General features: G+C 73.7%; 11 protein-coding genes. 4 read left to right on the forward strand and 7 right to left on the reverse strand.

Annotated features, from left to right (window positions below; translation table 11 throughout):
- Positions 1 to 231: 231 nt before the first annotated feature.
- The gene (locus Srubr_RS39780; RefSeq protein ID WP_189997958.1) at positions 232 to 948 is read right to left on the reverse strand and encodes a TetR/AcrR family transcriptional regulator; all 717 of its coding nucleotides are present in this window, start codon (positions 946 to 948) and stop codon (positions 232 to 234) included.
- Between the two features lie 206 nt (positions 949 to 1154).
- On the opposite strand from Srubr_RS39780, the gene Srubr_RS39785 reads away from it, so the two are divergent.
- The 4 genes from Srubr_RS39785 to Srubr_RS39800 all read left to right on the forward strand — a co-directional run bounded on the left by Srubr_RS39785 (position 1155) and on the right by Srubr_RS39800 (position 6820).
- Positions 1155 to 2528, forward strand: coding sequence for an MFS transporter (locus tag Srubr_RS39785; protein ID WP_229926887.1), 1374 nt, complete (start codon positions 1155 to 1157; stop codon positions 2526 to 2528).
- A 262-nt stretch (positions 2529 to 2790) separates the two neighbouring features.
- Positions 2791 to 3393: a response regulator transcription factor gene (locus Srubr_RS39790; RefSeq protein WP_189997957.1), complete on the forward strand. Its 603-nt coding sequence runs from the start codon at positions 2791 to 2793 to the stop codon at positions 3391 to 3393.
- Positions 3394 to 4038: 645 nt separating this feature from the next.
- Positions 4039 to 5580, forward strand: coding sequence for an AfsR/SARP family transcriptional regulator (locus tag Srubr_RS39795; RefSeq protein ID WP_229926886.1), 1542 nt, complete (start codon positions 4039 to 4041; stop codon positions 5578 to 5580).
- A 205-nt stretch (positions 5581 to 5785) separates the two neighbouring features.
- Positions 5786 to 6820: a ParB/RepB/Spo0J family partition protein gene (locus tag Srubr_RS39800; RefSeq protein ID WP_189997956.1), complete on the forward strand. Its 1035-nt coding sequence runs from the start codon at positions 5786 to 5788 to the stop codon at positions 6818 to 6820.
- Between the two features lie 229 nt (positions 6821 to 7049).
- Here Srubr_RS39800 and Srubr_RS39805 read toward each other — a convergent pair whose 3' ends face one another.
- The 6 genes from Srubr_RS39805 to Srubr_RS39830 all read right to left on the reverse strand — a co-directional run bounded on the left by Srubr_RS39805 (position 7050) and on the right by Srubr_RS39830 (position 16172).
- Positions 7050 to 7382: a hypothetical protein gene (locus Srubr_RS39805; RefSeq protein WP_189997955.1), complete on the reverse strand. Its 333-nt coding sequence runs from the start codon at positions 7380 to 7382 to the stop codon at positions 7050 to 7052.
- Positions 7383 to 7509: 127 nt separating this feature from the next.
- Positions 7510 to 8484: a beta-ketoacyl-ACP synthase III gene (locus Srubr_RS39810; protein ID WP_189997954.1), complete on the reverse strand. Its 975-nt coding sequence runs from the start codon at positions 8482 to 8484 to the stop codon at positions 7510 to 7512.
- Positions 8485 to 8538: 54 nt separating this feature from the next.
- A complete protein-coding gene (locus tag Srubr_RS39815; protein WP_189997953.1) occupies positions 8539 to 9318 on the reverse strand; it encodes a thioesterase II family protein in 780 nt (259 codons plus the stop codon).
- A gap of 60 nt (positions 9319 to 9378) precedes the next feature.
- The gene (locus tag Srubr_RS39820) at positions 9379 to 9576 is read right to left on the reverse strand and encodes a ferredoxin (protein WP_189997952.1); all 198 of its coding nucleotides are present in this window, start codon (positions 9574 to 9576) and stop codon (positions 9379 to 9381) included.
- Positions 9577 to 9609: 33 nt separating this feature from the next.
- Positions 9610 to 10377 (reverse strand): 3-oxoacyl-ACP reductase FabG, encoded by a 768-nt coding sequence (gene fabG / locus Srubr_RS39825; RefSeq protein WP_189997951.1) that lies wholly within the window; start codon positions 10375 to 10377, stop codon positions 9610 to 9612.
- A gap of 65 nt (positions 10378 to 10442) precedes the next feature.
- On the reverse strand, positions 10443 to 16172 hold the full coding sequence (locus Srubr_RS39830) for a type I polyketide synthase (protein ID WP_229926885.1): 5730 nt from the start codon (positions 16170 to 16172) through the stop codon (positions 10443 to 10445).
- Between the last annotated feature and the right edge of the window lie 4 nt (positions 16173 to 16176).

Below are 16176 nucleotides of genomic sequence, written 5' to 3' on the forward strand. Positions count from 1 at the left end.
CGCGGAGGATCGTGGTCAGGCTACAATGCCGACCCAGGCCTCTCGTAGATGTATTTCTCATGATGTGCCGCGGCGTCGTCAACTCGGGCGTGCGGACCGGTGAGCGATCCGAACTCCACGGCGGCGCCGCGGACTTGATCCGCGGGCGCCGTGTCCGCCCGTTTCCGGGGCCGGGGTTGCCGCCCTGGCCGCGCTCGCGTGTTCAACTGTCCACGAAAGGCAGTTGAATGGTCAGTCCGATTCCCTTGCCGCCGTTTCGGCGGTTTCCGTCAGGGATTGCGCGAGCAGGCCGTCGACGAAGGCGCGCAGCCCCTGCTCGAAGGTGTCTTTTCCGGCCAGGGCCGCCCACCGGCCGGCGATGGCGGCCAGGTGCCGGTGCCGGAGCGGGCCGTCGGCGTTCCCGAAGTAGGGATTGAGACAGGTGGGGTCCTGTTCGTCCATCTTGCGGTGGCGGGTGTGCGCGCGTACGAGGATCTCGCCGACCGTGTAGTACCAGATGCTGCGGAAGACGCGGACACTCTCCTCCGGGGGGCATCCGGCGTCGACGACTCCGGCCAGGATCGTCTCGACCAGCCACAGGAACGAGTCGCCGAGCCGGGCGATGAACCCGTCGGTGGTGAGGACCTCCGCCGCCCAGGGCCACGCCGCCAGGCCGTCGTGGATCGCGACGGCGGCGGTGGTGATCCGCTCCCGCGGCTCGCTCGGCAGCTCGGGGTGCGGGATCTGTTCCGCGTACTCGTAGATCAGCAGGAACAGCAGGTCCTCCTTGTCCCGCACGTGCGAGTACAGGGTCGTCGGCCCGACCCCGATCTCGGACGCGAGCCGGCGGATCGTGAGCTTCTCCCAGCCGTACTCGTCGATGAGCCCGCGGGCCGCGCTCAGGATCTGCTTGCGGGAGGTCACGGGGGGCCGGCCGACGGGCCGGCGCAGTGCGTTCGATTGTGGCATCGCCCCATCATGCCTCGCCACGACACCCCCTGTCCGACCTGCGCGGTCGACACCCCGGCCGCTCCGCTGCTAATTTCAGAACACGTTCGGAAACTCTACCGGCACGACCACACGCGGAGAGGCTGGGTGCGGTGGCAAGTACGCAAGTAGCGAGTGAGAAGACAGTCGTCGCGAGCGGCGCGCGGCCGGGGACCACCCTCGCCGCGGTGTCCGTCGTGCAGTTCATGGTGTCGCTGGACCTGACGGTGGTGAACGTCGGTCTCCCCCGGATCGCCAGCGGCCTCGGTTTCAGCGAGGTCGGCCTGACCTGGGTGATCCACGCCTACGCCCTCACGTTCGGCGGCCTGCTCCTGCTGGGCGGCAAGATCGCCGACCGGTACGGGCACAAACGCGTGATGCTGTTAGGACTCGGGCTGTTCGGCCTCGCCTCGCTCGTCGGCGGCCTCGCGCAGGCCCCCGGCCAGCTGGTGGCCGCGCGCGCGGCGCAGGGCGTCGGCGCCGCCGCGGTCGCGCCGGCGGCACTGGCGCTGCTCGCCTCGACCTTTCCCGGCGGCAAGGAGCGCGTGCGGGCCTTCGGCATCTGGAGCGCGGTGAACGCCTCCGGCGGTGCCGTCGGCGTCCTGGCCGGCGGACTGCTCACCCAGTACGCGGGCTGGCAGTGGGTGATGTACATCAACCTGCCGATGGCCGCCCTCGCGCTGGCCCTGGCCTGGCGCGGCATCGCCCAGGACACCCCGGCCGCGCACCGCGGCCGCCCGGACGTGCTGGGCGCCGTACTGGCCACGGCGGGTGCGGCCCTGCTCGTGTTCGGCGTCGTCCGTACCGACCAGCACCCGTGGACCTCGCCGACCACCGTGATCACTCTCGTGGTCGCCGTCGCCCTGCTGGCCGGGTTCATCCAGGTCGAGCGCACCACCAAGCGGGACCCGCTGATCCGCCTCGGCCTCTTCGCCAACCGCTCGGTCGCCGGCGCCAACGTCTTCATGCTGCTGTTCGGCGGCGCCATGGCCTCGGCCCTGTACTTCGTCTCCCTCTACCTCCAGCGGGTGCTCGGCGGCAGCCCGGCCCGCAGTGGTGCCGAGTTCCTGCCGTTCATGGTGGGCGTGGTCGTCGGCTCCACCCTCGCCGTCAAGTTCGGCTACAAGTTCGCCCCCCGGAACATGCTGATCACCGGCGGCACGCTGGCCGCGCTCGGCTACGGCTGGTTCGGCCTGATGCGCGCCGACGGCTCGTTCCTGGTCGACGTCCTCGGCCCGTCCATCCTCGCCAGCGTCGGCATCGGCCTGTGCCTCGCGCCGGCCGTCTCCATCGCCACCGGGGGCGTCGCGCCGCATGAGGCGGGCACCGCCTCCGGCATGCTCAACAGCACCCGCCAGATGGGCGCCTCGCTGGGGCTCGCCGCACTCGGGACCGCGGCAGCCGCCCGCAGCGGGGACTCCGAGACCCCCCGGGCGCTCAGCGACGGGTACGCGCTCGGCATGACGGCCGGCGCCGCCATCCTGGTCGTCGGCGTCCTCGTCGCGCTCTTCGTGCTGCCCCGGCCCGTCCGCCGTGACGCCGGCGAGGAGGCCGCCGGCTGACGCGACGTGCCGCCCCCCGCGCGGTCAACCGCAAGGCCGGCACGGCCACGCGGCCCCGATGGTGAAGGCTCTCGTCAGCCTTGACCGGGGCCGCGTTCGCGTATCACCGCGTGCGGTGGCGCCGGCCGCCGGAGCAGCCCGGACGGGCGTTCGTGAGGCCGCCGCGGGGGCGGCGGCGGGCCGTCATGCAGACGACGTCCATATCTCGACCAGACGGTTTCCCCACAATGGGCCGCGTCGTGGAACTACATAGGGAGCCCGTGTGGGAATCGATGTGTTGGTGTCCGACGACCGGCGTCTGTCCCGTTTCGCGCTCGCCGCGCTGCTGGAGCGGCACGAGGGAGTACGCGTCGTCGGTTCCGCGGAAAGCAACCTCGCCGCCCTGAAGTTCGCCGAACAGCACAGACCGGACGTGTCGATCATCAGCTTCGAGGACGGGGACGGCGAGGCGCTGTCCACCGCGGAGAAGATCGCGGACATCGGCTGCCGGAGCATGCTGCTGGCCACCGCGGTGACGCGCTCGGTCGTCCGTCAGGCCTTCGCCTCCAGAATCAGCGGTATCGTCGAGCGGAGTGTGTCCCCGCGTCAGTTCGTCGAGGCCATTCACCGGGTGCACCAAGGTGACCGGGTGTTCGACGCGGAGCTGACGGTCGCCGCGCTGAACAACAGTGACTGCCCTTTGAACAGGCGTGAGTTCACCGTCCTGGAGTACGTCGCCCGGGGCGACACCGTCACGGAGATCGCGGCAGGGATGCACCTGTCCCAGGGGACCGTACGCAATTACATTTCCTCCATGGTCGCGAAGCTGGGCGCGCGCAACCGGATCGACGCGCTGCGTATTGCCCGGGATTCGCGCTGGATCTGATCACCCGGGAGACCGCAGGGGTGTTCAACTGCTCGCCGGGTCTCAGTTGAACCCGTCCGCTCCCTCAACGGTCCCACGATCGGCGGCTGCCGATCAACGCACGCGCCCGCGGCAGCCGGTGCCGGTGCGCCGGGACTAGTGCGCCCCACCGAACTGTGTTTCTAATGGACGAGCCTTCGTCGGAAGTCGTGGGTAGGACCGTGCCCCGCTCATCTCGCCCGTCTTGAGCTTCCCCGGTGCATCGCCGTGTCCAGTCGCGCCGACTGATGTTGATGCGCTCAGGATGGGGTCTACGATGCCTGCCTCGATCAAATGGAATACGGCGGCGCTTCTGCCGGAAGCCGGTACCGCCGAGCTTTCCGAAGAAATGCTCCTTGACGCGCCGGCCGGTTTTCCGGCGTCCCTGCCGCGGCCGTGGCCCGGTGACCGGTGAGGCGCCGCCACACACCACGGCGGCGGGAGGACGACGAGGAGCCGGCCGATGTCCGCGCGCGTCCCCGCGCCGCGCCCGGCGGGCGGCGTTCCTTTCCCGCGCCCGCGGGCCGTACCCGCGCACCGGCCGCCGCCCCGCGGGGAGGTGGTACGGAAACGGGCAGATCGGTACCTTCAGGAGGTGAATCATCCTTGGTGACCACGGGATCGCCCTTGCGCATACAGCTCCTCGGCCCGGTGCGCGCGTGGCGGAACGAGGCGGAGGTCGCACTGGGCCCGCCCAAGCAGCGGGCCGTACTGGCCCTGCTCGCCAGCCGCGCCGGTGATGTCGTGGGCGTCGAGAACATCGTGGACGCCGTGTGGGGCAGCGACATCCCGCACACGGCCGCCAACGGCGTGCACACCTATGTGGCCGGGCTGCGCCGGGCATTCGAGCCGGGCCGCAGGAAACGGGCGGCCGGCCTGCTGCTCACCTCCGAGTCGGGCGGCTACTGCCTGCGGGTGGACCCCCTGGCCGTGGATGCCGCCGTCTTCGCTCGCAACCTCGGCGAGGCCCGCAGGTCACGCGGACGGGGCGACCTGGAGGAGACCTTACGGCTGTACGAACAGGCCCTGGCCGGCTGGCGCGGCGAGGCGTTGTCCCGGATCCCCGGCCCGTTCGCGGCCATGGAGCGGGACCGGCTGCGGGATTTGAGGCTCACGGCGGTGGAGGAGTGGGCCGAGGACATGCTGGCGGCCGGCCGGCACGCCGAACTGGTCACCGAACTGCCGGCCACGGTGTCCGAGGAGCCGCTGCGCGAGAAGCTGCGCTGGCTGCTGATGCTGGCGCTCTACCGCAGCGGACGCCGGGTGCACGCGCTGTGGACGTACGAGGAGACCCGGCAGTTGCTGGTCAGGGAGCTCGGTATCGAACCCGGTGCCGAACTGCGCACCCTGTACCAGCAGATCCTGGCCGGGCACCCGCGGCTGAGCGCGCCCGGCGCGGATCCGGCGTCCCTGCTGCTCACCGACCGGGACACCGTCTTCCGCGGCGCGCCCAAGCCGGCCCAGCTCCCGCCGCTGGCCCGCGGGTTCGTGGGGCGCGCGGCGGAACTCGCGGCGCTGGAGGAGTGGGTGAGCAGCGAGTGCGCGCGCGCCGGCGCCTCCACCCCGGTCGCCGTGGTCGACGGCCCGGCCGGTGTCGGCAAGTCGGCGCTGGTGCTGCAACTGGCACACCGGCTCACCGAGCGTTTCCCCGACGGCCAGCTGTACGTGGACCTCGGCGGCGGTCTCCAGGGACGGCCGGTCAGCACCGAGGAAGCGCTCGGCCAGCTCCTGGGCGGCCTCGGTGTCGAGGCCTCGCGGATGCCGGCGGGCGTGGCCGCCCGCGCCTCCCTCTACCGCAGTCTGCTGCACGGCCGGCGGATGCTGGTGGTCTGTGACGACGCGCACGACGCCGATCAGCTGCGCCCCCTCATCCCCCGGGGCGCCTCCTGCGTCCTGGCGACGAGCCGGCGGCGCTTCAGCGAACTCGCGGCGCGGGACGGCGCGCACCTGGTCACGGTCGGGCCGCTGACCGGGGAGGAGGGGGCACAGCTGTTGGTCCGGCTCAGCAGGGGACGCATCCAGCGGCCCGGTCCGGTCACCGAGCGCCTGACGGCGCTGTGCGGCGGGCTTCCGCTGGCGCTGCGGGTCGTGGCCGAGCGGCTGGCGGTCAACCCCGATGTGCCGCTCGCCGACCTGGTCGAAGAGTACGCGGCCGCACCGGTCCGGTGACGCCTGCGGAGCCCGTTCCAGGACTCCTTCAACATTCCTTCGCGGAGCCCGCTCGAAGACTCCTCCAAAGTTCCTTGAGGCTCTCCTAATAAAACAGCGCAGTCGGTTTCTTTCCGGGTATCGTCGCCGCATGAGTCCGGAACCGGAGATGCCTCAGGAGGCGCTGATGCTCGACGCGTTAACGGCAGGCAGGACCACGGCACCCATGCCTGGCGCCTCTGGCGGGCAGGCGACGGAACTGGTGCCCATCGCGTCCTTGGTGACATCGGATTCACCGCGTATCGCGGGGGAGGACGCGGAACACGTCGAGGCGCTCGCCGAGACGCGCAGCCCGCTGCCGCCCATCGTGGTCCACCGGCCGACCATGCGGATCGTCGACGGTGTGCACCGGCTGCGGGCGGCGGTGCTGCGCGGCGAGGACATGATCGAGGTCCGGTACGTGGAGGGCTCGGCCGAGGACGCGTTCGTCCTGGCCGTCCGGCTCAACGCCGAACACGGCATGCCGCTCTCGCGCCGGGACCGGCTCTCGGCGGCCGAGCGCATCATCGACAGCCACGCGCACTGGTCGGACCGGCGCATCGCGGAGGTGACCGGGCTGGCCCCGGCCACGGTCTCCTCGCTGCGCAGACGGTCCACCGCCCAGGACGGGCAGGTGCACGCGCGCACCGGACGCGACGGCCGCTCCCGGCCGGTCAACAGCGCGGCCGGCCGGCGCCGCGCGGGTCAGGTCATCGCGGAGCGCCCGAACGCCTCCCTGCGCGAGATAGCCCAGGAAGCCGGCATCGCGCTCGCGACCGCCCGGGACGTCCGGCTGCGTATCCGGGAAGGCAAGGATCCGGTGCCGCCCAAGGTACGGGAAGCCGCGCGGGAACTCAGTCCGTCCGAGAGCCGTGTGGTGCCCGGACGGCCGGCGGGGCAGGACGCCGGGCGGGTGGCGGTGCAGGACACCGGACGGGTGGTCCGGTCCCGGTCGGAGCCGGCCCTCATCTCCGGCGCCGGACGCCTCGGAAACCTGCGCCAGGACCCTTCGCTGCGTTTCTCCGAGGCGGGCAGGGCGCTGCTGCAGCTCCTTGCGGCCAACGCGCTCGACGACGAGAAGTGGAGGTGGCTGATGGGCGCGGTGCCCGAACACCGGTACGCCGACATCGCCCGGGCCGCCAGATACTGCGGCGAGCGCTGGCTCAGTTTCGCCGAAGGGCTCGAACACGGCGGCGCGGCCCGACCGGGCCGCGCCGTGTGAACCCCGGGCGCCTCCGGCGCCGTTCGCCTCCCACCCGGCACCGTCTGCCGGGCAACACCTGCGGACACCGGCCGCCTCGTCGCCGTGCGGACCGGCGCGGACCGGCCCCGCCGTCGTCCGGCCCCCGGCCCGCCCGTGCCGGTCGCGGCGGGGGACACCGCCCCCGTCGAAGGGGCGGTCATCCGCCGGGGCGGCCGCGTGCCGCTGTCCTTCGTCGCCTGTGACCCGGTCACCGGGCGTTCCGCATGCCGCGTGCCGGTTCCGGCGCGGAGGTCACCGACGGCTTCCCGCCGGCGCCGGGTACGTCCCGGCGCCCGGCACGGGCGGCGCGGACCGTCTTGCCGATCCGGCGCGACCGGGGGCCGGCGAGGGACAGGACGGCGTCGGTCACGTCCCGGCCGGGGGCCCCGGCCCGGGCCGCGGGGCGCACCACCGGGTGCCCGCCGGAGAGCCCCGCCGCAGCGGACACGCTCACGGCCGGCCCGCACCGGCGACGGGCGGGCGGGCGGGGGACGGCGGACTCCGTCCTCGCCGCCCCGGCGGTCCACGCGTGCTCGGCCACGGGCAGCCTCCTGGGACTGAGGGATGTCGTCGGCCGTGCCGGCGCGGGGGCGGCGGCACGGGAACAAAAGATCACCTACCCGGGGAACCGGCGTCAACACCGTTCGTCACGACGAGCCGAAGAATCGTCAGGGGCAGCCCACCACCTGCGCCGCGTACGACAGGCCCGCGCCGAAGCCGAGCAAGAGGACGGGAGCGCCGCTGGCGACCTCGCCGCGTTCCACGAGCTTGGACAGGGCCATGGGGACGCTGGCGGCGGAGGTGTTGCCGGAGTCGACGACATCGCGCGCGACCACGGCGTTGGCCGCGCCGATCTGCTTGGTCACGGCCTCGATGATGCGCAGGTTCGCCTGGTGCGTGACGACGGCGGCCAGCTCGGACGGATCGGTGCCGGCCCGCTCGCAGGCCTGGCGGGCCACCGGGGCGAGCGAGGTCACGGCCCAGCGGTAGACGACGCGCCCGTCCTGCCGGAACAGCGCGGGCGGGCCGGCCGGGCCGGAGGTCTCCAGGGTGATGGCCGAGCCGCGCTGGGGCTGCGAGCCCCACACCACCGGGCCGATGGTGCCGGCCGTGCCGCCCTCGGCGGCCGTCACGACCGCGGCTCCCGCGCCGTCGCCGAAGATGACGCAGGTGGAACGGTCCTGCCAGTCGAGGAAGTCGCTCATCTTGTCCGCGCCGACGACCAGGGCGGTACGGCTGCTGCCGCCGCGCACGGCGAGGTCGGCGGTGGCCAGCGCGTGACTGAAGCCCGCGCAGGCCGCGTTGAGGTCGAAGACGGCCGCGTCGGGGATCTCCAGGTGGCGGGCGACCCGGGCGGCGATGCTGGGCATACGGTCCACGGCGGTGCACGTCGCGACGGTCACCAGGTCGATGTCGGCGGCGTCCACGCCGGCCCGGGCGACGGCCTTGGCGGCGGCGCCGATCGCCATGTCGGCGACACTCTCGTCCGCGGCGGCGATGTGGCGGGTGGCGATGCCGACACGGGACCTGATCCACTCGTCGGAAGTGTCGACCCGGGCGGCCAGGTCGTCGTTGGTCAGCACGTGCGTCGGCTGGTGGTGGGCGATCGAGACGATCCGGCTGCCGGGCGGGGTGGCGGTCACGGGTCCTCCAGAGGGTCGGTGCCGAAGAAGCGAGAGGCTTGCGGGACGGTCCGGTCAGACCACACCTTGGCTCGCGGGCGGAAGGGCCTCGGGCCCCACCGCGGCCAGGGCGTCGGCGATCGTCCCCAGCACGTCGGCGACCGACGAGTGCAGGAAGAAGTGCTCGCCGGGCAGGACGACCAGGCGCGGACCGGCGTCGCTCTGCCGCAGCCACCGGTGGAGCTGGTCGCTCGCCACCAAGGGGTCCGACTCGCCGCCGAACACGGTCAGCGGCACCGTGAGCGGCGGCTGCGGCTGGTAGCGGTAGGTCTCCAGCAGCGCGAAGTCGGCGCGCAGCGCGGGCAGGACCAGCTCCATCAGCCCGGGGTCGTCCAGCAGCTCGGCGGGTGTGCCGCCGAGGAAGCGCAGTTCCTCCAGCACGTCGGCGTCCGGCGCCGCGTGGATCGGCTTGCGGGTGCGCGGCAGGTCGGGGGCGGCCGAGCCGGAGACGAACAGGTGCGCCGGCTGCGGCAGACCCCGCGCGCGCAGGGTCCTGGCGAGTTCGAAGGCGATCAGGCCGCCCATGCTGTGGCCGAACAGCGCGTACGGCCGCTCCAGATGCTCCGCGAGGGCGTCGGCCAGCAGCTCGGTCATCAACGGCATCCGGTTGACCGGGGTCTCGCCCCAGCGGGCCCCGCGGCCGGGCAGCTCCAGCGGGTGCACCCGGACATGGCCGGGCGCCAGCTCGCGCCAGGTCCGGTACGCCGCGGCGGCGCCGCCCGCGTACGGGAGGCAGAAGAGCCGTACCCCGGCCTCGTCCCGCGGCTCCTCCAGGGCGAACCATGGGTTGCGCATGGTGTGCTTCTCCTTCGTCTCGCTGCGGTCCACCGCGGTGTCGGGTGCCGCCGGACGTGGTCAGTCGGTCAGGGTCAGGGCGCCCGACGGGCAGTTCGCCACCGCCGCCCGCGCGGCGTCGGCGGTCTGCCGCCCGCACCGGCCGTCGGTGAGCAGCACGACGGTTCCGTCGTGATCGGACTGGTCGAAGAGGTCGGGTGCGGTCAGCGCGCACATGCCCGCGCCGACGCAGCGTTCGGTGTCAGCCTGGATCTGCAAGGTGGTATCCCCGTGCCGTGGTGGGCGCGGCCGTCACACGGCCACGCCGCCGTCGATCTGGAACGTCGTGCCGGTGATGTACGCGGCCCGCTCCGAGAGCAGGAAGGAGACCAGGTCGGCGACCTCGTGCGGCTCGCCGAACCGGCCGAGCGGGATGCGCTGCCTGAACCGCTCGCGCACCTCGGCCGGCAGCGCCGTGACGGGATCAGTGGCGACGAAGCCGGGCACGACCACGTTCGCCCGGATTCCGTACCGGCCGACCTCGCGGGCCAGGGACTTGGTGAACCCGATGATCCCGGCCTTCGACGCCGCGTAGTTGGTCTGCCCGGCGTTGCCGTACAGGCCCGCGATGGAGGACATGGTCACGATCGCGCCGCGCCTGCGCTCGATCATCCCGTTGATGACGGTGCGGCAGACGTAGTACGTGCCGTCGAGATTGACCCGCTGCACGTCCGCCCAGTCGTCGTCCTCCATCGCCGCCAGCGGGCCGTCGCGCAGCACGGCGGCGGAGGTGACCACCGCGTCGACGGGGCCCAGGGCCTCCTCGGCCCCGTCGACGAACTCGTCCACCGCGACGCTGTCGCCGACATCGGTCTGCCGTACGTAGGCCCGCCGGCCCAGCGCGCCGATCTCCTTGCGCAGGGTCTGCGCCGCAGCCGTGTCCGAGGCGTAGCACACCGCCACGTCGAAACCGTCTTCGGCGAGCCGCAGCGCGACGGCGCGGCCGATCCCGCGCGAACCGCCCGCCACCAGGGCCACCGGGGCCTGCCGGCCGGTGGGGGCCGTGTCCGTACCACTCATGCCATGACCTCTTCGCTCTCCTCGGTCCGCCTGCTCCGGCCGGGCCCGTCGCTCCACTCGTTCCGCTAGTTGTCCTGGTCGGCGTCCGCCGCGAGCAGACGGCGCAGTTCCGCGTCCACCTCCTCGTCGGACAGCTCCGCGAGCAGGTCCAGGCCGTCGTCCGCCTCCGACCCGTCGCGGCTGAGGACCTCGATGGCGTCCTCGCGGCGGTCCGCCGCGCCGGCCCCCTCCTCCAGCAGTTCCGCGGTGTGCGCGACGGTGGGGTGCTCGAAGAAGGCCCGCAGGTCGAGTTCCGCGCCGAGGCGGTTCTTCAGCCGGGTGCCGATCTGGACCGCGGCCAGGGAGTGGCCGCCGAGGGCGAAGAAGTCGTCGTCGACGCCGACCCGGTCCAGGCCGAGGACCTCCTGCCACACCTCGGCGATCTCCCGCTCGCGGGGGGTGCGGGCGGCCACGTACGGCGTGTCCAGGTCCGGGCGGGGGTGGCTGCCGCCGGGCGGCGCGAGCTGCTCCATCTCCTCATCGATCAGCTCGGGGGTCAGGGAGCGGGCCAGGTCGCGCAGCGCCGTGAAGTCGTGGTGCGAGACGACGAGGTGGGCCGGCAGGTGCGGGGCGGCGAGCAGCCGGGCGAAGACGTCCTTGCCCTGCTGCTCGGTGATGCCCTCGGCGAGGGTGCGCAGGACACCGCCGGCCGCCTCGCCGGGACGGTCCCCGCCGTCCGCCTCCGGGTGCGCGGCGGGCTGCTCGACGGCGCGCCGGATCTGCTCGCGCAGACCCTCCAGGTCGTTGATCCGCTTGATGGTGAAGTCGCTGATCCGGGCCAGCACCAGGCCGTCCGGGGCGAGCAGCTCGATGTCGCAGGTGCTGGTCTCGCCCGCGGAGTCCGCGGCCCCCTTCACCTCGACATAGGCGTGCACGGTGCCGGTCAGGCCGTGGAAGACGCGCAGGCTGCGGTAGCTGAACGGCAGGTAGTAGGTGTCGGGCGCGTGGACCCGGGCGGTACCGCCGGCCGCGTCGAGCAGCGCCGGGTGCAGCAGGTAGTGCTCCAGGTCGCCGTGGTACTCCTCGTCGAGGTGCAGGGTCGCCAGCACGTGCTCGGGGCCGACCTGGATCTCCCGCATGCACTTCCAGCGCGGCCCGAAGGAGAACTCGATCAGGCCGCCCTTCTCGAACCGGTCGAGCCGCAGCCCGAGCCTGATCGACTCGTCGGTGTCGAGGACCTCGGTCACCTGGCAGGCGGCCCGCAGCGCGGCCAGGTCGCGCACGGTGTCGGGCCCCGGTTCGTGGAAGGCGACGGTGCCGCGCGCGTGGTCGGTCCAGGCCGCGGCCCCCGGGGCGCCGGTACGGCTGCGCACCGCGAAGTGCCAGCCGCCGTCGCGCTCCTCGATCGTGGTGAAGACCTCGCGGCTCTGCCCGTCGGGGACCACGACCGGGGTCATGTACTGCACGTCACCGATCTCGATGTCCCGTCCCGCGGCCTGCTCGGCGACGGCGGCCCGGACCAGTTCCAGATAGGCGGTGCCCGGCACCAGGCCGTGGCCCTGGATGCGGTGGTCGGCGACGATCCAGCTGTCGTCGGTGCTGAACACCGTGGCGTAGGTGCGGGAGGTGGCACCGGAGCGGACCAGACGCCGCAGCAGCGGGTGGCCGTTCAGCGGGGTGCCGGAGCCGAGGCCGAACCGGGAGTCGAGGCCGGCGGCCATGCCGACGTCCCGCCAGGTGTCCCAGCCGACGGCCGTCACCGGCAGCCCGCTCTCCCGGCGCTGGTACTGCGCCCACGCGTCGAGGAAGGCGTTGGCGGCGGCGTAGTCGCTCTGGCCGGGGCCGCCGAGGACGGCGGTCACGGAGGAGCACAGCAGCATGAAGTCCAGGTCGTCCGCGCGGCAGACCCGGTCCAGGACGATCGTGCCGTGGGTCTTGGCGGCGAGGACCTGGCCGGCGCCGGCCGGGGTCCTGGTCACGATCATGCCCTGGGAGGACAGGCCGGCGGCGTGCACGACACCGTTCAGCGGACCCGCCGCGGCCCGCAGTTCGCCGACGGCCCGCAGCATCTGCTCCTCGTCGGTGACGTCGGCGCGCAGCAGCACCACGCGGGCGCCGAGGGACTCCAGGTGCCGCAGCCGCCGGATTTTGGTGCTGGTGGCGTCGCTGTCGTCGTGAGCAGCGAGGTGCGCGTCCCACTCGGCGGGGGCCGGGAACGCGGACCGGCCCAGCAGGCCGAGGACCGGCCGGTCGGCCGCGGTCGCGATGTGCTCGGCCATGGCGAGACCGAGGCCGCCGAGGCCGCCGGTGACGAGGTAGACGCCGCCGTCGCGCAGCCCGGTCGGTTCGCCGTCGCCGGGGGCCGCCCGGTCGATCCAGTCCACCCGGTCGAAGCCGCGCGCCCACACATACCGTCCGCGCAGGGCGAGTTCGGTCCCGGCGTCGCTGCCGGTGCCGGTGAGGACGGCGAGGACGGCGCCCGCGCCCGGGGCGCCCGGGTCGGTACCGGTGATGTCCAGGACCCGGCAGGTGGTGCCCGCCGTCTCCTGGGGGATCACCGTGGCCGCGCCGAGCAGCAGGGCGTGCTCGGGCCGCAGCGGTTCGTCGCCGGTGACGTCGTACACGCCGAGGCACAGCACGTCGAGGACGGCCGGGGCGGGCAGCCGCTCGGTGCCCAGGGCCTGGGCGAGCGCCAGGAGGCTGTCGAAGCCGGTGCGGCGCGCGGCGTCCAGCCGCTCCGGGGTGGGCTCCGCGTCCGGCGCGAGGCCGTCGGCGGTGCTCCACAGGTGGACGAAGCGGAAGCGGTGCCCGCTGCCGGCCGGGCCGGCCGGCCCGGCCAGGGAGGAGACGAGCGCGCCCAGGTGGTCCCGGTCGGCCGGGTCCACGGTCCACACGTCCTCGCCGGTGTGCTCCAGCCGGTCGCCCGCGTGGACGCGTACGACGCGGTCGCCGCCGGACGCGAGGCGTTCGGCGAGTGCGTCGCCGAGGGGGAGTCCGGCGCCCAGGACCACCCAGGTGTCGCCGGTGGCCCGGGGGGCGGCCGGGGCGGGCAGGGCGAGGCGCTGCCAGCCCGGGGTGTAGAACCAGTCGTCCGGGGCGGCGGCGGACACCGTGCCGGGGGCGGCCTTCGCGGGCTCCACCCAGTAGCGGCGCCGCTGGAACGGGTAGCCGGGCAGCCGCGCCGGACGGTGGCCGGCCGGGCCCTGGACCGCGGCCCAGTCGACGGCGACACCGGCGCTCCACGCGGCGCCGAGGCCCGTCAGCAGGTGGGCGTCGTCGGGGACGTGCTCGCCGGGGTGGCGCAGGGAGCCGACGGCGGTGCGGTCCGCGCTCCAGCCGCGGTGGGCGCGGGCGAAGTTGGACAGGTTCTGGCCGGGGCCGACTTCCAGCAGGACGAGGTGGGGGTCGGCGAGCAGGGTGCCGAGCGCGTCGCCGAAGCGCACCGGCTGACGCAGATGGGCGCCCCAGTACTCGGGGCTGGTCGCCTGTTCGGCGGTGAGCCAGGTGCCGGTGACGTTCGACAGCACCGGGATCCGCGGGGCGTGCAGCGCGACGCCGCGGACCTCCTGCGTGAACGGAACGACCGCACCGTCCATGTCCGGGGAGTGGAAGGCGTGCGAGGTGTGCAGGCGGCGGCAGCCCACGCCCTCGGCCACGAGCCGTTCCTGGAGGGCGTCGACGGCCTCGGGGGTGCCGGAGACCACGGTGAGGGCCGTGGAGTTGACGGCGGCGAGCGCCAGGCCCTCGCCGAGCCGGGCGGTCGTCTCCTCCTCGGACAGGAAGACGCCGAGCATCGCCCCGGGCGGCATCTGCTGGACCAGCCGGCCCCGGCAGGCGACCAGCCGTACGGCGTCCGGGAGGGAGAACACGCCCGCGAGGCACGCGGCGACGTACTCGCCGACGCTGTGCCCGACCATGGCGCGCGGCTCCACCCCCCAGGACTGCCACTGCCGGGCCAGGGCGAACTCCACGCCGAACAGCGCGGGCTGGGCGAACCGGGTCTGCCGCAGCCGCTCCGCGGCCTCGGGACCCTCCGCGCCGAACACCAGGTCCCTCAGGTCCTCCCCGAGGTGCGGGGCGAACAGCTCCGCGCAGCGGTCGAACTCGGCGGTGAAGACGGGCTCCCGGCCGTACAGGCCGCGGGCCATGCCGGGGTACTGGGCGCCCTGACCGGGGAAGAGGAACGCGGCCGGGGCGGTGTCGAGCGCGGCGCCCGGCGCCGGGGCGTGCGCGAGCCGGCGCAGCGCGGCGACGGCCTCGCCGGTGGTGCGGGCGACGACGGCGCCGCGGTGCGGGAACGGGGACCGGCGCACGGCCAGGGTGTGGGCGACGGCGTCGAGGCCGGTGCCGGGGGCGTTCTCCAGGTGGTCGGCGAGCCGGGCGGCCGCCGCGGCGAGCGCGGGCGCGGACTTCGCGGACAGCGGCAGCAGCCGGGCGCGGGTGTCGTCCGCGGCCGTCTCACCGGGCTCGTCCGGCTGCCCGGCGGGCGCCTCCTCCAGCACGACGTGCACGTTCGTTCCGCCGATGCCGAAGGAGCTGACCCCGGCCCGGCGCGGGGTGGTCGTGCGCGGCCAGGGGCGGAGGCCGGTGTTGACGTAGAAGGGGCCGCTGTCCAGGGCCAGCCCGGGGTTGGCCCGTTCCCAGTGCAGTGTCGGCGGGATCGCCTCGTGTCTGAGGGCGAGGACCGCCTTGATCAGGCTGGTGACACCGGCGGCGGCGTCGAGGTGGCCGACGTTGCTCTTGACCGAGCCGATCGCGCACCTGGCCCGGTCGTCGCTGTCCGTCCGGTAGGCGCGGGTGAGCGCGGCGATCTCGATGGGGTCGCCGAGGGGGGTGCCGGTGCCGTGGGTCTCCACGTAGCCGACGGTGGCGGGGTCCACGTCGGCCAGGGCCAGCGCCTCGGCGACGACGTCGGCCTGGCCGTCGACGCTCGGCGCGGTGTACCCGGCCTTGACGGAGCCGTCGTTGTTGACGGCGCTGGCGAGGATGACGGCGTCGACCCGGTCACCGGCGGCCTGCGCGTCGGAGAGGCGGCGCAGCACGACGATGCCGGCGCCGTTGCCCGGCACGGTGCCCTCGGCGTCCGCGTCGAAGGCGCGGCAGGTGCCGTCCGGGGAGAGGATGCCGCCGGGCTCGTACAGATAGCCGCCGCGCAGCGGCGAACTGACCGACACCCCGCCGGCCAGGGCGATGTCGCACTCGCCGTTCACGAGGCTCTGGCAGGCGAGGTGCACCGCGGTCAGGGACGTGGAGCAGGCCGTCTGGACGGTGACCGCCGGGCCGGTCAGGCCCAGCTTGTAGGCGGCGCGCGTGGCCAGGAAGTCCTTGTCCGAGGCGAGCATCACCTGGTACATGCCGGAGGAGTCCAGGACCTGCTGGTTGTTCATGAGGTTGAACAGCAGGTACGTGTTCAGGCCCGCGCCCGCGAACACGCCGATCCGGCCGTCGAAGCGGGCCGGGTCGACACCGGCGGACTCCAGCGCGTGCCAGGCGCATTCGAGGAAGACCCGGTGCTGGGGGTCGAGGAGTTCGGCCTCGCGGGGGCTGTAGCCGAAGAAGCTCTCGTCGAACAGGTCGGCGCCGTCCAGCACGCCCTTGGCCTTGACGTAGTCGTCACGGGCGAGCAGCGCGGGGTCGACACCGGACGCGGTGAGCTCCTCGTCGGACAGGACGCTGATGCCTTCGCGGCCCTCGGCGAGGTTGGTCCAGAAGGCCTCCACGTCGTCCGCACCGGGGAAGCGGCCGGCCATGCCGATGACGGCGACGCGATCGAGGTCCTCGTGCTGGTCGTGCTGTTCCTGGGATGGCTGTGACACCTGG

The organism is Streptomyces rubradiris (assembly GCF_016860525.1).
Classification (GTDB): Bacteria; Actinomycetota; Actinomycetes; order Streptomycetales; family Streptomycetaceae; genus Streptomyces; species Streptomyces rubradiris.